Annotated in this window: 23 protein-coding genes; 12 read left to right on the top strand and 11 right to left on the bottom strand. The window is 30.2% G+C overall.

The annotated features are described in order from the left end of the window. Nucleotides 1-189 precede the first annotated feature (189 nt). Nucleotides 190-387 (bottom strand): hypothetical protein, encoded by a 198-nt coding sequence (locus HA144_RS06505; protein WP_209043286.1) that lies wholly within the window; start codon nucleotides 385-387, stop codon nucleotides 190-192. 82 nt (nucleotides 388-469) lie between these two features. Here HA144_RS06505 and HA144_RS06500 point away from each other — a divergent pair, with 82 nt between their 5' ends. The 7 genes from HA144_RS06500 to HA144_RS06475 all read left to right on the top strand — a co-directional run bounded on the left by HA144_RS06500 (nucleotide 470) and on the right by HA144_RS06475 (nucleotide 3,218). Continuing rightward, nucleotides 470-694: a hypothetical protein gene (locus HA144_RS06500; RefSeq protein WP_209043285.1), complete on the top strand. Its 225-nt coding sequence runs from the start codon at nucleotides 470-472 to the stop codon at nucleotides 692-694. 8 nt (nucleotides 695-702) lie between these two features. Next, complete coding sequence (locus tag HA144_RS06495) at nucleotides 703-918, top strand: DUF2839 family protein (RefSeq protein WP_209043284.1); 216 nt, start codon at nucleotides 703-705, stop codon at nucleotides 916-918. Nucleotides 919-1,048: 130 nt separating this feature from the next. Then, nucleotides 1,049-1,183 carry a hypothetical protein gene (locus tag HA144_RS09605; protein ID WP_257470531.1) on the top strand — a complete coding sequence of 45 codons (135 nt, stop codon included), beginning with the start codon at nucleotides 1,049-1,051 and terminating at the stop codon, nucleotides 1,181-1,183. A gap of 364 nt (nucleotides 1,184-1,547) precedes the next feature. Beyond that, nucleotides 1,548-1,826 (top strand): hypothetical protein, encoded by a 279-nt coding sequence (locus tag HA144_RS06490; RefSeq protein WP_245152870.1) that lies wholly within the window; start codon nucleotides 1,548-1,550, stop codon nucleotides 1,824-1,826. 187 nt (nucleotides 1,827-2,013) lie between these two features. After that, nucleotides 2,014-2,184, top strand: coding sequence for a hypothetical protein (locus HA144_RS06485; RefSeq protein ID WP_209043283.1), 171 nt, complete (start codon nucleotides 2,014-2,016; stop codon nucleotides 2,182-2,184). A 136-nt stretch (nucleotides 2,185-2,320) separates the two neighbouring features. Further along, a complete protein-coding gene (locus HA144_RS06480) occupies nucleotides 2,321-2,611 on the top strand; it encodes a hypothetical protein (protein ID WP_209043282.1) in 291 nt (96 codons plus the stop codon). Nucleotides 2,612-3,017: 406 nt separating this feature from the next. Continuing rightward, on the top strand, nucleotides 3,018-3,218 hold the full coding sequence (locus HA144_RS06475) for a DUF2839 family protein (protein ID WP_209043281.1): 201 nt from the start codon (nucleotides 3,018-3,020) through the stop codon (nucleotides 3,216-3,218). 27 nt (nucleotides 3,219-3,245) lie between these two features. Here the strand turns inward: HA144_RS06475 and HA144_RS06470 are convergent, their stop codons facing one another. The 3 genes from HA144_RS06470 to HA144_RS06460 form a co-directional block, all read right to left on the bottom strand. Next, nucleotides 3,246-3,506 carry a hypothetical protein gene (locus tag HA144_RS06470; protein WP_209043280.1) on the bottom strand — a complete coding sequence of 87 codons (261 nt, stop codon included), beginning with the start codon at nucleotides 3,504-3,506 and terminating at the stop codon, nucleotides 3,246-3,248. Then, nucleotides 3,507-3,767 carry a DUF3721 domain-containing protein gene (locus HA144_RS06465; protein WP_245152868.1) on the bottom strand — a complete coding sequence of 87 codons (261 nt, stop codon included), beginning with the start codon at nucleotides 3,765-3,767 and terminating at the stop codon, nucleotides 3,507-3,509. Between the two features lie 112 nt (nucleotides 3,768-3,879). Continuing rightward, on the bottom strand, nucleotides 3,880-4,023 hold the full coding sequence (locus tag HA144_RS06460) for a hypothetical protein (RefSeq protein WP_209043279.1): 144 nt from the start codon (nucleotides 4,021-4,023) through the stop codon (nucleotides 3,880-3,882). A 1,420-nt stretch (nucleotides 4,024-5,443) separates the two neighbouring features. Here HA144_RS06460 and HA144_RS06450 point away from each other — a divergent pair. Together HA144_RS06450 and HA144_RS06445 are read left to right on the top strand one after the other, a co-directional pair. Beyond that, nucleotides 5,444-5,755, top strand: coding sequence for a DUF3303 domain-containing protein (locus HA144_RS06450; RefSeq protein ID WP_209043278.1), 312 nt, complete (start codon nucleotides 5,444-5,446; stop codon nucleotides 5,753-5,755). A 79-nt stretch (nucleotides 5,756-5,834) separates the two neighbouring features. After that, on the top strand, nucleotides 5,835-6,482 hold the full coding sequence (locus tag HA144_RS06445) for an SOS response-associated peptidase (protein ID WP_209043277.1): 648 nt from the start codon (nucleotides 5,835-5,837) through the stop codon (nucleotides 6,480-6,482). A gap of 42 nt (nucleotides 6,483-6,524) precedes the next feature. On the opposite strand, the gene HA144_RS06440 is transcribed toward HA144_RS06445, so the two are convergent. The 3 genes from HA144_RS06440 to HA144_RS06430 form a co-directional block, all read right to left on the bottom strand. Continuing rightward, complete coding sequence (locus tag HA144_RS06440) at nucleotides 6,525-6,671, bottom strand: hypothetical protein (RefSeq protein WP_209043276.1); 147 nt, start codon at nucleotides 6,669-6,671, stop codon at nucleotides 6,525-6,527. Nucleotides 6,672-6,743: 72 nt separating this feature from the next. Further along, on the bottom strand, nucleotides 6,744-6,908 hold the full coding sequence (locus HA144_RS06435) for a hypothetical protein (RefSeq protein WP_209043275.1): 165 nt from the start codon (nucleotides 6,906-6,908) through the stop codon (nucleotides 6,744-6,746). A gap of 11 nt (nucleotides 6,909-6,919) precedes the next feature. Next, a complete protein-coding gene (locus tag HA144_RS06430; protein ID WP_209043274.1) occupies nucleotides 6,920-7,105 on the bottom strand; it encodes a hypothetical protein in 186 nt (61 codons plus the stop codon). A gap of 459 nt (nucleotides 7,106-7,564) precedes the next feature. Between HA144_RS06430 and HA144_RS06425 the strand changes: the two genes are divergently transcribed. The 3 genes from HA144_RS06425 (at nucleotide 7,565) to HA144_RS06420 (ending at nucleotide 9,719) form a co-directional block, all read left to right on the top strand. Then, complete coding sequence (locus HA144_RS06425) at nucleotides 7,565-8,287, top strand: pseudouridine synthase (protein ID WP_209043273.1); 723 nt, start codon at nucleotides 7,565-7,567, stop codon at nucleotides 8,285-8,287. Nucleotides 8,288-9,020: 733 nt separating this feature from the next. Next, on the top strand, nucleotides 9,021-9,146 hold the full coding sequence (locus HA144_RS09600; protein ID WP_257470530.1) for a hypothetical protein: 126 nt from the start codon (nucleotides 9,021-9,023) through the stop codon (nucleotides 9,144-9,146). A 321-nt stretch (nucleotides 9,147-9,467) separates the two neighbouring features. Beyond that, nucleotides 9,468-9,719, top strand: a complete 252-nt coding sequence (locus HA144_RS06420; protein WP_373921959.1) for a high light inducible protein — start codon at nucleotides 9,468-9,470, stop codon at nucleotides 9,717-9,719. Between the two features lie 550 nt (nucleotides 9,720-10,269). On the opposite strand, the gene HA144_RS06415 is transcribed toward HA144_RS06420, so the two are convergent. The 4 genes from HA144_RS06415 to HA144_RS06400 form a co-directional block, all read right to left on the bottom strand. Further along, entirely contained in the window at nucleotides 10,270-11,646 is a 1,377-nt protein-coding gene (locus HA144_RS06415; protein WP_209043271.1) for a S1C family serine protease, read from the bottom strand. Nucleotides 11,647-11,996: 350 nt separating this feature from the next. Continuing rightward, entirely contained in the window at nucleotides 11,997-13,427 is a 1,431-nt protein-coding gene (locus tag HA144_RS06410; RefSeq protein WP_209043270.1) for a tetratricopeptide repeat protein, read from the bottom strand. Nucleotides 13,428-13,892: 465 nt separating this feature from the next. Then, nucleotides 13,893-14,615 (bottom strand): phosphoesterase, encoded by a 723-nt coding sequence (locus HA144_RS06405; RefSeq protein WP_209043269.1) that lies wholly within the window; start codon nucleotides 14,613-14,615, stop codon nucleotides 13,893-13,895. Beyond that, on the bottom strand, nucleotides 14,612-15,427 hold the full coding sequence (locus HA144_RS06400) for a metallophosphoesterase family protein (protein ID WP_209043268.1): 816 nt from the start codon (nucleotides 15,425-15,427) through the stop codon (nucleotides 14,612-14,614). The genes HA144_RS06405 and HA144_RS06400 overlap by 4 nt, the downstream gene beginning before the upstream one ends. Nucleotides 15,428-15,432: the final 5 nt, after the last annotated feature.

The raw sequence follows: 15,432 nt of genomic DNA, 5'->3' as shown, positions 1-15,432 counted from the left end.
AGAATTCGTTTTTGTAGAAATGTATTATTTTTGGTACTTATTATGGTTATGCCTCAATCCACTCTAGAGAGCTTATTATTTTTTTTAATACTATCTCTTGTTGCAACATACATTGTGAATTTAAAATATTCTTCAAAATTAAAAATACAAAAGTAGTATTTTATATATCAATCTTTTTTTTAATTAATTTTATTTACTTGGATTACTCCATGTTTCTTGGTATAACCAACTCAAAAAAGTAAGAGTAAGTATATTCCCAAATGCATAAAGTATTGCTAATAATGGGTCATAAATATTGGCAATAATTGTCGACATAATTATGATTATTAAGCCTGAAAAAACTAAATCCTGAATAGGCAAGTGTTTAAGATTCACAGAATTTATCATTTGATAATTGTTTTTTATAGATTAAATTAATTATAAAACCAAAAAGTAACTTAATTAGTTATGTGGAAATATCATATAAGGTATGAATAGTTTTAGAATTGCTAAGGTAATAATATTTTCTTTATCATTATCGTATTTGAGTATTACTTTTTTAAGAAATTATAATTCTCCTGAAAATATAGAGAAAAGATGTACACTTAAATTTGAAAAGGATTTTAAATATCCTATGGAAACATCTCGTGAAGAATGGGCTCAAATTTTAGATTTAGCTGATAATAATTATTTAAAATGTATGGGAATACCTTAGTATTAATTATGGGAGAAGCAAAGAGAAGAAAAAATTTAGGTATTCCTCCTAGAGAAAAAACTGAAGATATAAAGTTGCCTACACTTGATAAAAAAGCTATACAACAAAAAGTTAGATCCACATTATATAAATACCCAATAATACCTTTTCTTTTTTATGGAGCTGCAATATTAATATTAATCGGAGGATTATTTTTTGTGTTTAAATCTGTTAATATTACCTGATTATGAGGATTATTTATTTTGATAATAACTTTAGTTGTTCAATAAATTATCAAACAAATAATATAAGATACTTATTTACGATTGACACCATCTTATAGTGTTGTAATTTTGGATTAAATTAAAACTTTTTATGAAAAAAATAAATAAAAAATATGCTGAAATTATGCATCAAGCAGATAGTGCAGTTGGAAGAAAAGAAGTTGTTAGTTTATTAAAAAAAGCTGCAATAATTATGTCTAAATCTGAGGAAAACTTAGCTGCTTAAATTAGAAAACTATTTTATTAGAAAAAATAAAACACCATAAAGAATGATAGATGATGATGCAGCCATGAAAATAAATGGTAATATCATGCCTGAGTTTAACCACCTTAAAAGTCTAATTTTTTTGTTAATAACTCTTGGCATTTTTCCTTAATCTCTTAATTTGCAACTTAACAAGTAAATAAAATGGTGTAAATTACTAATTCATCTTTTTAAATATCATTCTTTATCAATTTAAAAATAAATTTACTAGAGAAAATTATTTTTATTTCATCATAACTTTTTTGTTCTGAACGAAATTTTAGGTAATTAATACCTTGTATTTTTTGAATTTTTCAAGCAAGATTTAGAAACATTAGATTTCTAAATGATGATTGAAAATTATAAAGAGAGATCTCAAGAATTTAGAGATTATGATTCTGATTTGTTACTTAAGATTCTAAATAAGACTTCAATTGAAACAAAAAATAGTGATGATAAAGAACTATTTGTAGATGAAAATTGGAAAATTAATTCAAAGAATTTTGATAATAAAATTCCTTTAGATAACTCAAATTTGAAAAGAATATTATCAGATATTTTCCCAAATAAAAAAATAGAGGTTCAGGATAAGAATGATGGTTCCCAGACCATTTTCTTATCCTAATGTACTTAATAATAAAAATATTTTTTCCCAATTTATACATTCTTTATTGTTGAGAAAATAATTAGTAAAAATTACTCTCGCGTTATTTTTAGGAGGTGTTATTGTTCACTGACTTTCATCCAAGTTTATATCTCTGGAGGCATGACATGGGAATAGGAAACGGGATTCTCACTAACTGCACAAGACCATGAATAACCTCTTGCAAATAAGAGAAAAAATCATAAGAGCAAATAGGCTTTATAAAGCTCAACTTTTGGCAACTAAAAATGGAGAAGTAACTCCATATAGAATATCCGTCTTTGATGAAAGAATCAGTCAAACACAAAAAGAAATGAAATTGAAAGACTCAAAAAATTAAATTCTTATTTTCCACTGATCAAAAAGAGAGGGATTAAACCCTCTTTTTTTTGTAAGAAAATTATTTTGATGCTTTTACTATTGATTTAAAGTATATAAATGGCAAATTTAACTTAGGAATAAAGAGGTAAATAGAGATGTTTAAAAAGAAAGATAAACAATTTAATAATAAACCCAATAAATCAAAGTTAGATCAAGTCTTATGGTTTATAGAAAATTATTTGCCACAGAAGAAAGATCGAAATGTGCAAAAAAAATTGTATATGGATAATCTTGAAGCAGAGACTATTAAGAAATTCTCTAAACTAGTCTCTATAAGCTCTAAAACATTATTCCCAACTACAAAAAATACGACTATCTCTTTTACTTTTGGCAATTGGGCCTTGCCTTACCTAAAATTGCTTAAGAAAATAGGGATAGCTAAGTAAGAAAATTTTGATGAACTAAGACAAGATTTATTTCGAAAATAAAAATAAGTAAAGAGTATAAAGTCTCTCTGAGTTATTTTCTAAATTTAAGAAAGAATACTTACTTTACATAAAAAATACAATTGCTAAATTTAAAATAAGAGATCGATTCATTATGTTTCTAAATTATCTGCCTAGTGAGATGGTGGAAGTTGTTGGTTTAACAATGATTTTTTCATTTCTAGTTGGAACTATATTAATTTTGTTATTTACATCAGATCAGGCAAATACAAAGAATCTATATTTGAAGAAGGCCAAATAAATTTTAAATAATTTATCCTTATATAAAGAACTATTTTTTTAATAAAATTAGCTCGCAAGCCTAGAACATAATTTTTAATATTGGTATATAAATAAATTTAAGATTATGGGTGAAGCTAAAAGAAGAGAACAATTAGGATTGCCACCTAGACAAAAAAAAGTAGAATTAAATAAATCTGATAGATTCCTTTCATGGCTTCCAATTACTAAATCAAGAATCAAAAAATACCCTTATATGGGTGTAGCAACAATGGCACTAGGAGCGATAATTTTCTTAGTAAGCGGGGGAGCAAATAGTATTAATTAGTTATATTTTGGCCTAGCTTAGAATAATCTAAAGTTTTGCTTGTAATAGTCTAACGCCAGATATTATTGAGATTATTGAAGCTATACCAAGAAATATCGAGTAAAAAGGTTGCAAATTAATAATGCCAAAATTACCTGTATGCCATTTTATTAACCAAAAAGCATCTACTCCTAATGGTTGCAGAATACTATAAATAGTCCCAGATAAAATAGTAATTAGTAAGGGGATTGCTGAAATTGCGGTTATTTTTCTGTGAATTTTTCTCTGATTTGTTTTTAATTTTTCCATCTATTTCCTCAAATAGATATGTAATTCTTTTTCGTTTTTGCATGGCATAAATTTATCTTGGTTCTTATGTATTCCTTCACAACCAAGTTCTAAAGATCTTTTTTCGGCGTCCTCTTCAGAAAGGAATGTACCCCTTACATGTGCGTGAGAATAATTATTGAAATTTATAGAAAAGAAAAATAAAAAAATAAAGAATTTAGAATTTCTAAGAATAATGTGCATTATTTCAAATTTAATATTTGGTCGAAAATTTGATCTCATTCGTATTTTTTATTTTGGTCTATAACTTCTCTTAAATATATATCTTTTAGTTCGTCATTGTATCCATTTTCTGTTGCGAATTTCTCTAATTCTTTAAGCTCTTTTTCTGTCATTAAGAAGCTTTAGATATGTTGTTTTTCATATCTTCAATTTTGTTGATTAATTCATCTAACCATTCTGTGTTGTTTTCGGATCTTTTCCGAAAATATGAGATTTTTGGTTGATTGATTTCTAGTGTCTCATAATCTCCACTCATAAATTCCCCCTTAATTTATACTCTGCATAATTTATCTAGATAAATTATGCCCATCAATAGGCTCTAATACTTATTTGTTATTTGCCATGGGTAACAAATTAATTTTGAATTTTATAATAACAAGGAATTTATTTCCCAAAAATATGGCAACTAATAAAGAACTAGAAAAAAGAATTGTGACTTTAGAAAAAGAAGTACAACACCTAAAAGCTATTATGCAGTATCAAATGAGAAATAAAAAAAAGTGATTTAATATTATCTCACAGTAATTACTGTTGGTTAGATAGGCATTTCCCTTTGGTGGTTTTGGGGACCTAATGTTAAAGCTATAAATTAGAAATTAGTCCATAAATAGTTGCTTAAAAAAAACAATTTTAAACATTGATATTTATAAGATATTTGTTTTTATATATATAAAAGTACTTTATATGATTAACTCAATTGCTATTACATTTTTATTATTAGGCTCTTTAGTTGCTTACAAAAGAATCAAAAGAAAGAAACGGCGATTTCATGCCCCACCCACAAATCAGCTTCCTAGTTGAAGATTAAATTCTAACTTAGTCCTCTCCAAAAGGGTTGTATCTAATATCCCAGATTAAAACTACTGCTATAGATAAAAGTAATAAACCAAAAATAACTTGAGGTGGTGGAAATAACATCAATGAAGTATAACAATTATCAATCAGCTTTGCTTAAGAAAATTTTAAAGGGTAATCAATATTTCTTGGTTCTAAATGTTTTACATAACAGGCTGTTGTGCAATCTACTCCCTCGCTATTGATGCTACAAGAAGTTATACATACAAAAAAACTTTGCAAAGCATCTGAATCTTTAATAATGTCAAATTTTAGGTAAGGTACTTATTCACCAGTTTCTTTTTAAATATTGAATCTGTTAGTTTTATCCAACCATTCTTCTAATAGCTTTTTATATTCGTTTCTCGCTTTTTCGATTGATTCAACCCTTGAGCCTTTCATAACTGGCTTACTTGAGCGCTTAAAAAAACAACCATAGGAAATTAAAATTCCATTAATGATACAAGATGGCTTTTAAATATCTTCAAAAGGTTTAAATTCTTTAATCCTAGATCTGTGATTGTTGATTAAAGTAAATTTTTCAATGAAAAAGGGCGTCAGCTTCGATCAAATTTAAAAAGCGGGATAATCCCCATCACCCAACCTTTTTTAAATCCTAGCACCACATATGGTGTTTGCAAGTAATAAAAATTACCTATTGATGGGGTTGTTTGTTTTTATTTAATTTGTCATTATAGGAGTCCCCATCACCTAGGCTCGTAAGAGTCTTTTTTTTTGTTATTTTCCCTATTTTAGGTTTATTACTTTTTAAATTAGTGTTTAAAGATTTTTTATTTAATTTTTAAGTTTGATAATTAATAATAAAAAAAATTGTTTTAGTTATGCAAACATACATTGTACATTGGCAGTTCCCCGATCAAGAAAGTCATATGCAAGGTGTAGAAGCTTTTGCTGGATTTGTGGAAGGTGGGTGTGAAGGTGACGAATTTGATGGATTTAAAGTCGTTAATCGAGTAGTAAATCCTGAGGGAGCTAATGGGTGGGCAATTGTTCAATCTTCAAATCATCAGAATATCTGGAAATGGAGTAATATTTGGGTCGATAATTTCGGCGTAGAAGTTGAAGTTACACCAGTTTTAACAGATCAAGAATTTCTTTCTGTGCATAAAGAAATTGAAGCACTCTCTAATTAGCAGTTATTTTACTTAAATGATTGAAAGTCGAACGTTAAAGAATAAGCTAGTAATTTTTTATTTTTAATAATTTAAAAAAATGTGCGGAAGATTCGAGCTTAATACTAACTTTGATGAATTGCCTGAAGTTTTGAAACAAAATTTCCCAACTGAACTTGATGTTAAATACAAAGCCCGGAATTTAATTAAACCAACTGATCCAGTTCTAGTTATTAAAAATGAAGGAAAAATGAGAACTACCTTTATGTATTGGGGTTTTATTTCTCCTTGGTCTAAAGACCCATTTGATAAAAAAAGACCTAGACCTTTTAATGCAAGAGCAGAAACTGTAGAAGAAAAAAAATTATTTAGTGGTAGCTGGAAGCATAAAAGATGCTTAATACCTGCAAGTAGTTTTTTGGAGAAAAAATACCGAATTCGTAGGGAAAATTACGAGACTTTTTGGTTGGGAGGAATATGGAGCAAGTGGACTTCTACTGATGGAGCTGAAATAGAAAGTTGCTGTGTTCTGACAACTGAACCAAATGATCTTATTAAACCATTACATCACCGCATGCCTGTAATTGTGCCTGATGGATATGAGAAAAAATGGACTGAACAGGTAAAAGATTCTCATGAATTAAAAGCTTTGGCTTCAATAATTATGAGTTGGTCACCAGAGGGATGGGTTTCTGAAAAAGTAGATAAAAAACAAACTTATCAGATGAGTTTATTAAATAAAAAATAAATTGATCCTAATAAATTAGCTATTCCATAATATATTAATCTTTCATCTAGCTAAGCTAGAATCATGGATACTATAAAAATATCTTTCTCCATCATCATTTCCATCATCATCATCATCGAAAGAAGAAATTAATATATAAACCCCTCCAAGACCTAAAATCATAGAAAGATAAAGTATTGGATCATTCATAAAGTAATTTTGAAACATTCCAATTAAATTTGAGGAGGCTTTAAAAAGTCATAACTAGTTATTATAAATAAATTAACCTAGAGAATCTAAATCTCTCCTGTGGTGAACTGAATTCCCATGATCGTTTGAAACTTTCTGTTCTCTAATTAAATCAGCAATAGTTGGGTATTCAATTGCGTTATCAAGATCTCTTGAATTTTTATCTTGAGTAGAGAATGGTGATCTTTTTAAATCCATAAATATTTACCTCAAAATTTTTGCTGGATTCTGATTACAGAACCTGGATGGTCATGTAAGTGAGAGTTGAATTCTCTCGCAAGCATCAAGCAATCATATGCATCACGTGCATAGAAGCCTAATTGACGTGTATTATTTGATGAATCTTTGTAACTCAACACATATTTATTACAAGATTTGATTGGTTTCGAAGGCATCTATAATTATGTTTAGTACTACTACGTTCTAGCTAAATGCACTAGTTAATCGATTAACGTAAATGTACGGTTTGAGCTACAAACATATACGGATAGAGGACCAACAATTAAATTTGCAAATGGATAAAATGCTATGGTTATAATTTAATGTATTGGAAATATTAAAAGTATTAATAATTAATCTTAAATATCCTAAAAATCACTTGCTTAATTCCTATTACTCTTAAATAGTTATTTTTTTCTCTTGTTTTTGAGCGTTAAATATAAATTTGAATACGCTGCAATTACAAGCAGAATTAAAAGAAAGGTATTTAAATTCATTTATTATTTGATTCCAACATTAATCTTAACCTTTAGAAAAACATTCAAAAATTCATTTTCATCTTTGTTTAAGATTTGCCTACTATTTGTTCTCAATTTGTCCGCATATTTAAAATAAACAAAAAGTGACTTTTACATATGGCTACCAGGATAAATAAATACTTAAGTGAAGCAGGTTATTGTTCTAGAAGAAGAGCAGATAAATTAATTGAAGAAGGGAAAGTAACAATTAATGGTAAAATTCCTGAAATAGGAACTAAGGTTGGAGATAGAGATCTAATAGAAGTAGAAGGTCAAAGAATTGAAAAATCCAAAAAACAAAGAAGCATATATCTTGCCTTTAATAAACCTGTTGGAATTGTTTGCACAACTGATAGAAGAGTAGAATCTGAAAATATTATAGATTTCATTAAATATCCTAAAAGAATCTTTCCTGTTGGAAGATTGGACAAGACTAGTGAAGGATTAATTTTTTTAACTAACGATGGAGATATCGTAAATAAAATTCTCAGGGCTAGAAATAATCATGAGAAGGAATATATAGTAAATGTTAATCGAACCATTAATAGAGAATTTATTCAAAACATGAGCAATGGTGTTGAAATTTTAGAAACTATAACTAAGAATTGTTTCGTAAAACAATTGGGGCCCAAAAAATTCAAAATCATACTCACTCAAGGACTTAATCGTCAGATTAGGAGAATGTGTGAATCTTTAGGCTACAGAGTTCAATCATTAAAGCGTGTAAGGATTATGAATATTAGATTAGATATCCCAACAGGAAAATATCGTGAATTTACCAAAGAAGAACTCTTAGAATTAAATCAATTACTAGAAAACTCTTCAAAAATATGTGAATAATCATAAACCTATGTTTCCCAATTAAGTTAACCATTAAATATGAGTTTTAAAAATCATCTAAGCCAAAACAAAAGCTATATTATTGACAGTTGATCTAAAATTGGAGAGATAAACTTTTTTATGGGAAATAGATTGTACCAATTGTGGAAGAATAATAGAAGAATTATGATCTTTGGCTTGTTCCTAGCCATTTTTTCTTTTTATCTCAGAATCCCTTTTGATAAGGAAGCAAAAGTAAAGGATACATGCGCGAAATTAAATTCAAGCTATCAAATAACAGGCGATGAAGCGTTGAAGAAGCTTAATTTAACGGAAATAAAAAATTATAGTAATCGCGAGTTAGCAAATTATTACTGCGAAAGATATTTGGGTATTAAATAATGAAAATTGAAGCATTACTCCATTAATGCTTAATTATTGCCATAAAGATTAAAAATATGGAGTATACGGAATATCTGTTTTTAAAGAGTCGCCATAGTAACTTTCAGCAGACTTAACTAATAGCCAATAAATGAAATTCAAGAATGATTTTTCCATAAAAATATTAACTCTTCTTTAATTCAAGGCGTAATTACAAATTAAAACAATGTAGGAAATACTTAATTAAAAAAATAATTTAATCTGCAAAATAATTAATTGAAGCTCCTATCGCTATTACTTGATGCTAAAAAATTATTGTACTTATAAACTACCCACAAATATAGATAAAAATAGATCCTAGTATAATCTCCATATGAAAGAATTTTTTGGATTTACTATAGATCTTTGGCATAATCAACCAACTACAGTTATTGGTATAGGTTTAGCATTATTAGTATTGTTTGGAATTTATATAAAATTACTAGATATTTATAAGTAGTTAGCGTTTCATTTCTTAGACGTCATTTTGAAGGTTAAATACGCAAAGCCACCTAGTAATAACAAACTAACAACACCATAAGTAATTGATATGCAATGAGTATTAAATCAGTTGGAAAACATTAAAAATTAACAATTGGATCAATACTTTGACTAGGTAGGATTCTATACATCCTCTATTGCTAATAAAGATCACAAGGAATTACTGATATGAACACTTGGGAATAAATATAAGAATACAACCCTCCAAAAGCACCTTTTTACCCTATTTAGCCTTTTTAGTTTTTAAAATAAATACATAAATCAAATTTCTAATGCAATGATTGAAAAAAAGGAAGACAATATTCGAAGCGAAAGCTATTACCCGGATAGTAATTATTATATTGATCAGGACAATACTCCTAGAGAGATTTGTCTTTCAGAAGATCAAATATCCAATAATTCTAAATTTGAATGGCCAAATAGTTATTGGTTCATAGCTGAAAGAACAAATGGCAGACTTGCAATGATTGGATTTATGGCTGTGATTATTAACTACAGTTTATTTGGTTGGATTGCATATCCAATTCTTTAAATAAGTAATTCGAATTTTGATAAAAATGGAGTTGATAGTTCTGGTTTCCATTGGCATCAATATGCTTATTTTATTGTAACTGCATTTGCTATTTATTTTGGTTGGGCTTTTTGAAATGATTCCAATTTTCATCACTTTGCTTTAAAAATATTCAAGTTTTGGAATTGCAATTGATAAAATCCTCTAAGTTATTGCATAATGCGTTGGAAAGTGGATATTTATCCTTAAAAATAACTTCTAAACTTAGTAGCATTTATATAATGCTGAGCAACATCAGATAGCAAAGTGCAGTATGTTGGCATAACAAATTCTCTGACAAACTCGCTTAGTCTCATATTTCCAAGTCTTAGCTATAAAAAGAGAGTCTGGGCAACTCTTCTGTTTGATTTTGTTTTTAAGATTCGGGGCGACACGATTCGAACCTGCGAACTAGTACTCCCAAAGCACTTGACGGGGGTAATGAAGCACAAGGTTTTCAAGCTAAAACTTATTTATTGCATTATTCGTCCTGGCAAAATAGGCAATTTTTGACGGAATTTTGACGGAAAAATCAAAGAACCTTTTCGTTGAATTTATTTCCGCATTGATTTAAATTCATCTCTAAGGCATCTAAACCTCCCGGCCTTTGAACTTTAAGTTGCTGCATTATATCAACTATTGAAACAGCAAAATTCAAACCCTGACTTGATGTTTGGCCAAAGGTATTAACTCCAATAACTTCTCCATTTTCGTTGAGCAGAGGACCTCCGCTATTGCCAGGATTAATTGCAGCATCAGTTTGAATTAAAGCAGAACCAGTCATCGCAAAAGAATCAAAGTCGTTATTCGATCTCCTCAAGGCACTCACGATGCCTCTCGTTACTGTGTTAGTCAAACCACGAGGAGAACCTAGAGCAATTACATCCTCTCCTGCTGTTGGATAATTTGAATAACAGATTGGTAAAGCCTTTGGCAGGTCAACCCCATTTACATCAATTATCGCGAAATCATCCTCTCTACTTACATAAGTAACTTTCCCCGTATAACTTCTCCCAGATACAGTTTCGATGCGTATTTCTTTATTATATGATCCGCTAACAACATGTCTATTCGTAAGTAATGTCCCTTCATCAGTTATGAAAAATCCAGTTCCCTGACTATTTGCTGCGCGAATAGTAACGACGCTTGGAAGAGAATTACCGGCAATTTCTTTAATTGAAGGTTTATTTTTTACATTTTTGATCTTTAGGGAAATCTTTGGAAGATCCCATTTTTTTATAGACTTTTTATACAAAAGAGATAGCATTTCAACTGTTTTTTCTCCTATTGGAACAACTGTCCTATCTACTCTTATAGATAATCCATCAAAAGTTTTTGTATTTTTTATATCGTTAACCAATTTATTTGGGAGCATAAACTGCCCATCGTTTCCATACAGGGAGTAAGTTTGGCCAGCAAATTTAACTTCTAAAGGAGAAGGTAAGTCGCCCCCACCTGCTTCATAGCCAGCGGCACAAGAAATAAGACCACATCCAGCTTTTAATAACCAAATCCCTCTAATATAATCTGATGACCATTTAGTGAAAACTGTTGATTCGTAGGGATATCTGAATTTATAATTTCTGTCATAAACAACATATTCGGTAGTTCCATCAAAACCCGAAGTTGCTTTCACAATCTGACCATATGGAACCCTATTCCTTCGCGGTATTCTATTCCATAAAATATCACTCTCCATTTCCACAATTGAAAGGCCTGTTTCAGGATCAATAATTTCCTTTCTTTTTGGTTTCCCATCTTTATCTAAACAATCTTTATGTTTGCCTCTGTGAACTGGAGATTCACAATTTATTTTTGCAGCGAAAGCCTTTTCAGAAGGTAAAAAAGTTTGCAATCCAATGAAACTTGAAAGAGTAAAAATAGAGATTAATGATTTTTTGAATCGCATTGAAAACCCGCAATTGACAAATCATATTATTATTTGAGTTGTATTACCACTATTCTTAAAAATAATTTTTATGAATTTTTGACGGAATTATGAAGGAATTATTTTCCGTCATAATTTCCAATAAAAAAGCGAGTCTGGGTAACTCGCTAGTATGACTTGGTTTTTAAGAGTCGGGGCGACAGGATTCGAACCTGCGACCTAGTGCTCCCAAAGCACTTAACAAGCCCAGTTGGGCACTATGTCTATAGACCATGACTAAATAGTTGCGGGGTATTGCAGGATTTGACATGACAAATAAAGCATTATTTGTCGGCGATTTGTCGGCAATTGCTTTTGAAATCTAATTTTGATTATTGATTTATAAACTCCATTCTTCCTTGATCGCAAGCATCGCTCCATGCCCTATTAATTAAGAAGCATATTTTATCAAAATCAACTTCACTTAAAAAATAATTGATATTTTTGTATAGCGAATTGTCGTTTGAACCAATGCTCCATTTTTCTTCTAGACTTCCATTTTTTAAACATTCTTCTAAATATTTTCTAATAAATTCTTGACACGAATCTGCTATTGAGGTGTTCGAATATAAGGATTTTAAAAAACTTAAAAAATCCTCTTCATCTTCATTTTCGAAAAGTGCCAGGTCCAGCAATCCTTCTATTATTTTCTCAGTAGGGCCATTGTAATCAAATTTTGTATGGTAAAACCCTCCATACTTTCTAATCGAAAAATGATATTCCAGTGCTTCATGAAAGGAATATGCATCCACTAACTTTAGAAAATGTATACTTCTCATTTTTTCAATATTATGTTTTAAAATCTCGTCTTTACCATCAATATTTAAAGCCCTATTGTAGTACTCTCCAGCTTCCTTGAGATTTCCAATGTCTCTTAATCTATTTGCTGTATTAGCTAATATAGGCAAATTATTTGGCTCGTATTTAAGAGCTTCTAAGTTACATTCTAGGGACGAAATATGATCTTCTGCATAGAGATGTAGTTGAGCTAATTGAGAATAATAAGTGAATTTAAATTCTTCTTCAACTTCATTTTCAAGTAAAAGAGTATAATTTACTGCTTCAACAAATCTATGCTTATTAATAAAAGAAGTCCTTATATTAAAATAATCTTCTTTATCATTTAATTCAGTTTCTTCTTTTATGTAAAACTTAATTATTTTGGCCTCATCCTTATCAACAAATAAATCTTTATCCTCAAAAACCTTCTGAATGTCTAAACATTTAGATTTATTTGTATATTGAAAATTAATGTTGGCATTGAAAACATCAATAGGACAGGAACCACCTGCAAAAATAGCAACGTTATGAACCATGAATCCACCCGGTTGATTTGGATTTTGATGCTCCCTCTCTAATACGAGGGGATTTGAAAGCATTCTTAATTTTGTATAACCAATGTCAATTTTATTTTTTACATCAGCCAGTAGTTGTTCGGATAATCTAAACCATAGACAGATATCTCCTTCATATAAATCACCTACTTTATTATGAAGTTCCTCCACACTTAATTCACGTTCGAATCCTTCCGCAAATATTTCAAAAACATCTTTTGGAAATCTTTTAGGTTTTGAATCTAATCCTTCAGAATCAGTATCTCTAACCATTAAATAAAGACCATGACCGCCTCCTACTAGGAAAAAATATTTACTGCCGATATCTAATCCATATTCAACTAAATTTTGAAATTCATTTAATTTCCATTCTGCTGTAAATAAATCTTCATTATTTAATTTATTTCGGAATTTGTTTGATGTAGACATCTGATTGGTAAAAACTCTAATAAGTATTAGTTATGAAGTTATTAAAGTGATTCCAAATTATTGTTCATAATTAAATTCATAAATTAACTTTTTAATTATTTTGAGTGAAATGTCAATTGAAAACTGTTAATCAGAGTAGAAAAGTATATTTGTCGGCTTTTTATCGGCTGAAGTAACCGACATAATTTCCAATAAAAAAGCTAGTCTGGGTAACTCGCTAGTATGACTTGGTTTTTAAGAGTCGGGGCGACAGGATTCGAACCTGCGACCTAGTGCTCCCAAAGCACTCGATCAGCAAATTGCGAGAGTACCCATGAGAACGAAGTGAGGCTATGAATTTAGTTTGAAATATTTGTTATCAAAATGAGTCTCAAGAATTGTCTTATATGCAGCAAAGGGTTGCAAAGTGAAGCATTTGATCGCCCGAGGATCGCCCGCTTGCGACCTATTGTCTTTTAAATGTATTTAAAAATGTAATCCAAATCCATTCTTTTTCTTTTCTAATTGATATCCAGCTCGTACGAATTGAGTATTATCAGTCCCTACATCATAGAGAGTATAGTTTTTACCTGCTCCAACACCGATTACAGCTTTTTGAGGAACCTTCTGCTCTTTCTTATTATTTCCAGTTAAATCCTGTACTTCCGAATGAACAAACCCCTCTGTTAATTCCAAATGAAATTGTTGTGTACTTCTCGCAGTAAATAATCTGTTTACTTGAAGACGTGTAAGTCTATCAAGGAGTGTTAAAGGCGGGGTATCTAATGTTAAATCGTCGCCAACATCTTTCGAGCTCCCGTGAATTAAACCACAGTCAAGTTCAACAAATCCAAATTGAAGAGATGCTATCCAATCAAGAAATGATTTATCAACAGCATTTATTAGAGATTTGACTGCTTCTTCACCTTTATTTATTCTCAAGGCTTCAGCTCTTTGATTGCCACGGTAACCACTTTCTAAGAGAATTTGTTCTTCCCACCAACCATATATACACCATGGTTGTAAATCATTACTTTTTGGATTAATTAATCTATGTAGAAGCTTATTACAGTTCTTTTCAGGTCCTATCATATCCCCCAAAACAAAGAGGGTTATGTTCCCAGGAGTTTTTTTTAAATCTTTTTGAATAAGTTCATAAGTATCTAGATCCCCTTTTAGCCCACTTATGAGTGCCCAGCGTTCTATCATCTTTCACAAACATGAGAAGCATCTTCAGCTCGTTCAGCAAATTCAAAACCGTTTTTTAAACGCCATGCAAAAATCGGAGGAAGACCAGCATTTATTATTGCTTTGCAGGTAAGTTCGATATCATATTCAACTTCTCTAATTTTTACGTCATTAGTGATGTCACTATAAACCACATAAGTAGCTTTAGTTCCTCCATGCCGTGGTTCTCCCACTGAACCTGCATTTACTATTCTTCGCATCGGCAAATTCATTTCTTTCTTTTGAATATCTTTCGAACCACTGTTTTTGATCTTTACGGCAATTGAACCATTTGCTAGTTCACGTATATAAGGTTGATGAGTATGACCACAAAATAGAATCTCAGCTTTGGCATTTTCAACTCTCTCAAGAGCTGCGAATGCATCCATATCGGGCAGCAGATATTCATGTTGACTATTAGGACTACCATGAACAAAAAGACATTTATCTTTACGAATTGAGTAGGGTAAATTAGCTAAAAAATCCTTATTTTCTTTTGTTAATTTTTCCGTAGTCCATTGATGAGCGAAATGACCTCTCTTTTCAGCAATCTGAGAAGGGTAACTACAATCGCAGGCATCTAATCCATCAACTACATCTTCGTCCCAACAACCCTGACAAGTGGCAATTTTTTTATCTTTGATTAACTCAATAACCTCATTAGGTTGAGGACCATAACCTACTAAATCTCCAAGGCAGGTAATATTCGTAATCCCTTGTAATTCAATATCTTTTAATACGGCTTCTACAGCAGGTAGATTTGCATGTAAACATGAAATAACAGCTTGATTCATTTTTA

This window comes from Prochlorococcus marinus XMU1404, assembly GCF_017696175.1.
GTDB classification, from domain to species: Bacteria; Cyanobacteriota; Cyanobacteriia; order PCC-6307; family Cyanobiaceae; genus Prochlorococcus_A; species Prochlorococcus_A marinus_X.
Note: the sequence above shows the minus strand (reverse complement) of the source record. Positions and strands in the feature narration are given on the sequence as shown.

Coding starts and splice junctions, on each gene's coding strand:
- HA144_RS09605 (WP_257470531.1), top strand. CDS start 1,049: ATGAAAAAAATAAATAAAAAATATGCTGAAATTATGCATCAAGCAGAT.
- HA144_RS06475 (WP_209043281.1), top strand. CDS start 3,018: ATGGGTGAAGCTAAAAGAAGAGAACAATTAGGATTGCCACCTAGACAA.
- HA144_RS06400 (WP_209043268.1), bottom strand. CDS start 15,427: ATGAATCAAGCTGTTATTTCATGTTTACATGCAAATCTACCTGCTGTA.
- HA144_RS06440 (WP_209043276.1), bottom strand. CDS start 6,671: ATGAATGATCCAATACTTTATCTTTCTATGATTTTAGGTCTTGGAGGG.
- HA144_RS06435 (WP_209043275.1), bottom strand. CDS start 6,908: ATGGATTTAAAAAGATCACCATTCTCTACTCAAGATAAAAATTCAAGA.
- HA144_RS06480 (WP_209043282.1), top strand. CDS start 2,321: ATGTTTAAAAAGAAAGATAAACAATTTAATAATAAACCCAATAAATCA.
- HA144_RS06490 (WP_245152870.1), top strand. CDS start 1,548: ATGATGATTGAAAATTATAAAGAGAGATCTCAAGAATTTAGAGATTAT.
- HA144_RS06410 (WP_209043270.1), bottom strand. CDS start 13,427: ATGTCTACATCAAACAAATTCCGAAATAAATTAAATAATGAAGATTTA.
- HA144_RS06500 (WP_209043285.1), top strand. CDS start 470: ATGAATAGTTTTAGAATTGCTAAGGTAATAATATTTTCTTTATCATTA.
- HA144_RS06450 (WP_209043278.1), top strand. CDS start 5,444: ATGCAAACATACATTGTACATTGGCAGTTCCCCGATCAAGAAAGTCAT.
- HA144_RS06415 (WP_209043271.1), bottom strand. CDS start 11,646: ATGCGATTCAAAAAATCATTAATCTCTATTTTTACTCTTTCAAGTTTC.
- HA144_RS06470 (WP_209043280.1), bottom strand. CDS start 3,506: ATGGAAAAATTAAAAACAAATCAGAGAAAAATTCACAGAAAAATAACC.
- HA144_RS06405 (WP_209043269.1), bottom strand. CDS start 14,615: ATGATAGAACGCTGGGCACTCATAAGTGGGCTAAAAGGGGATCTAGAT.
- HA144_RS06425 (WP_209043273.1), top strand. CDS start 7,565: ATGGCTACCAGGATAAATAAATACTTAAGTGAAGCAGGTTATTGTTCT.
- HA144_RS06485 (WP_209043283.1), top strand. CDS start 2,014: ATGAATAACCTCTTGCAAATAAGAGAAAAAATCATAAGAGCAAATAGG.
- HA144_RS06495 (WP_209043284.1), top strand. CDS start 703: ATGGGAGAAGCAAAGAGAAGAAAAAATTTAGGTATTCCTCCTAGAGAA.
- HA144_RS09600 (WP_257470530.1), top strand. CDS start 9,021: ATGAAAGAATTTTTTGGATTTACTATAGATCTTTGGCATAATCAACCA.
- HA144_RS06460 (WP_209043279.1), bottom strand. CDS start 4,023: ATGAGTGGAGATTATGAGACACTAGAAATCAATCAACCAAAAATCTCA.
- HA144_RS06430 (WP_209043274.1), bottom strand. CDS start 7,105: ATGCCTTCGAAACCAATCAAATCTTGTAATAAATATGTGTTGAGTTAC.
- HA144_RS06445 (WP_209043277.1), top strand. CDS start 5,835: ATGTGCGGAAGATTCGAGCTTAATACTAACTTTGATGAATTGCCTGAA.
- HA144_RS06465 (WP_245152868.1), bottom strand. CDS start 3,767: ATGAGATCAAATTTTCGACCAAATATTAAATTTGAAATAATGCACATT.
- HA144_RS06505 (WP_209043286.1), bottom strand. CDS start 387: ATGATAAATTCTGTGAATCTTAAACACTTGCCTATTCAGGATTTAGTT.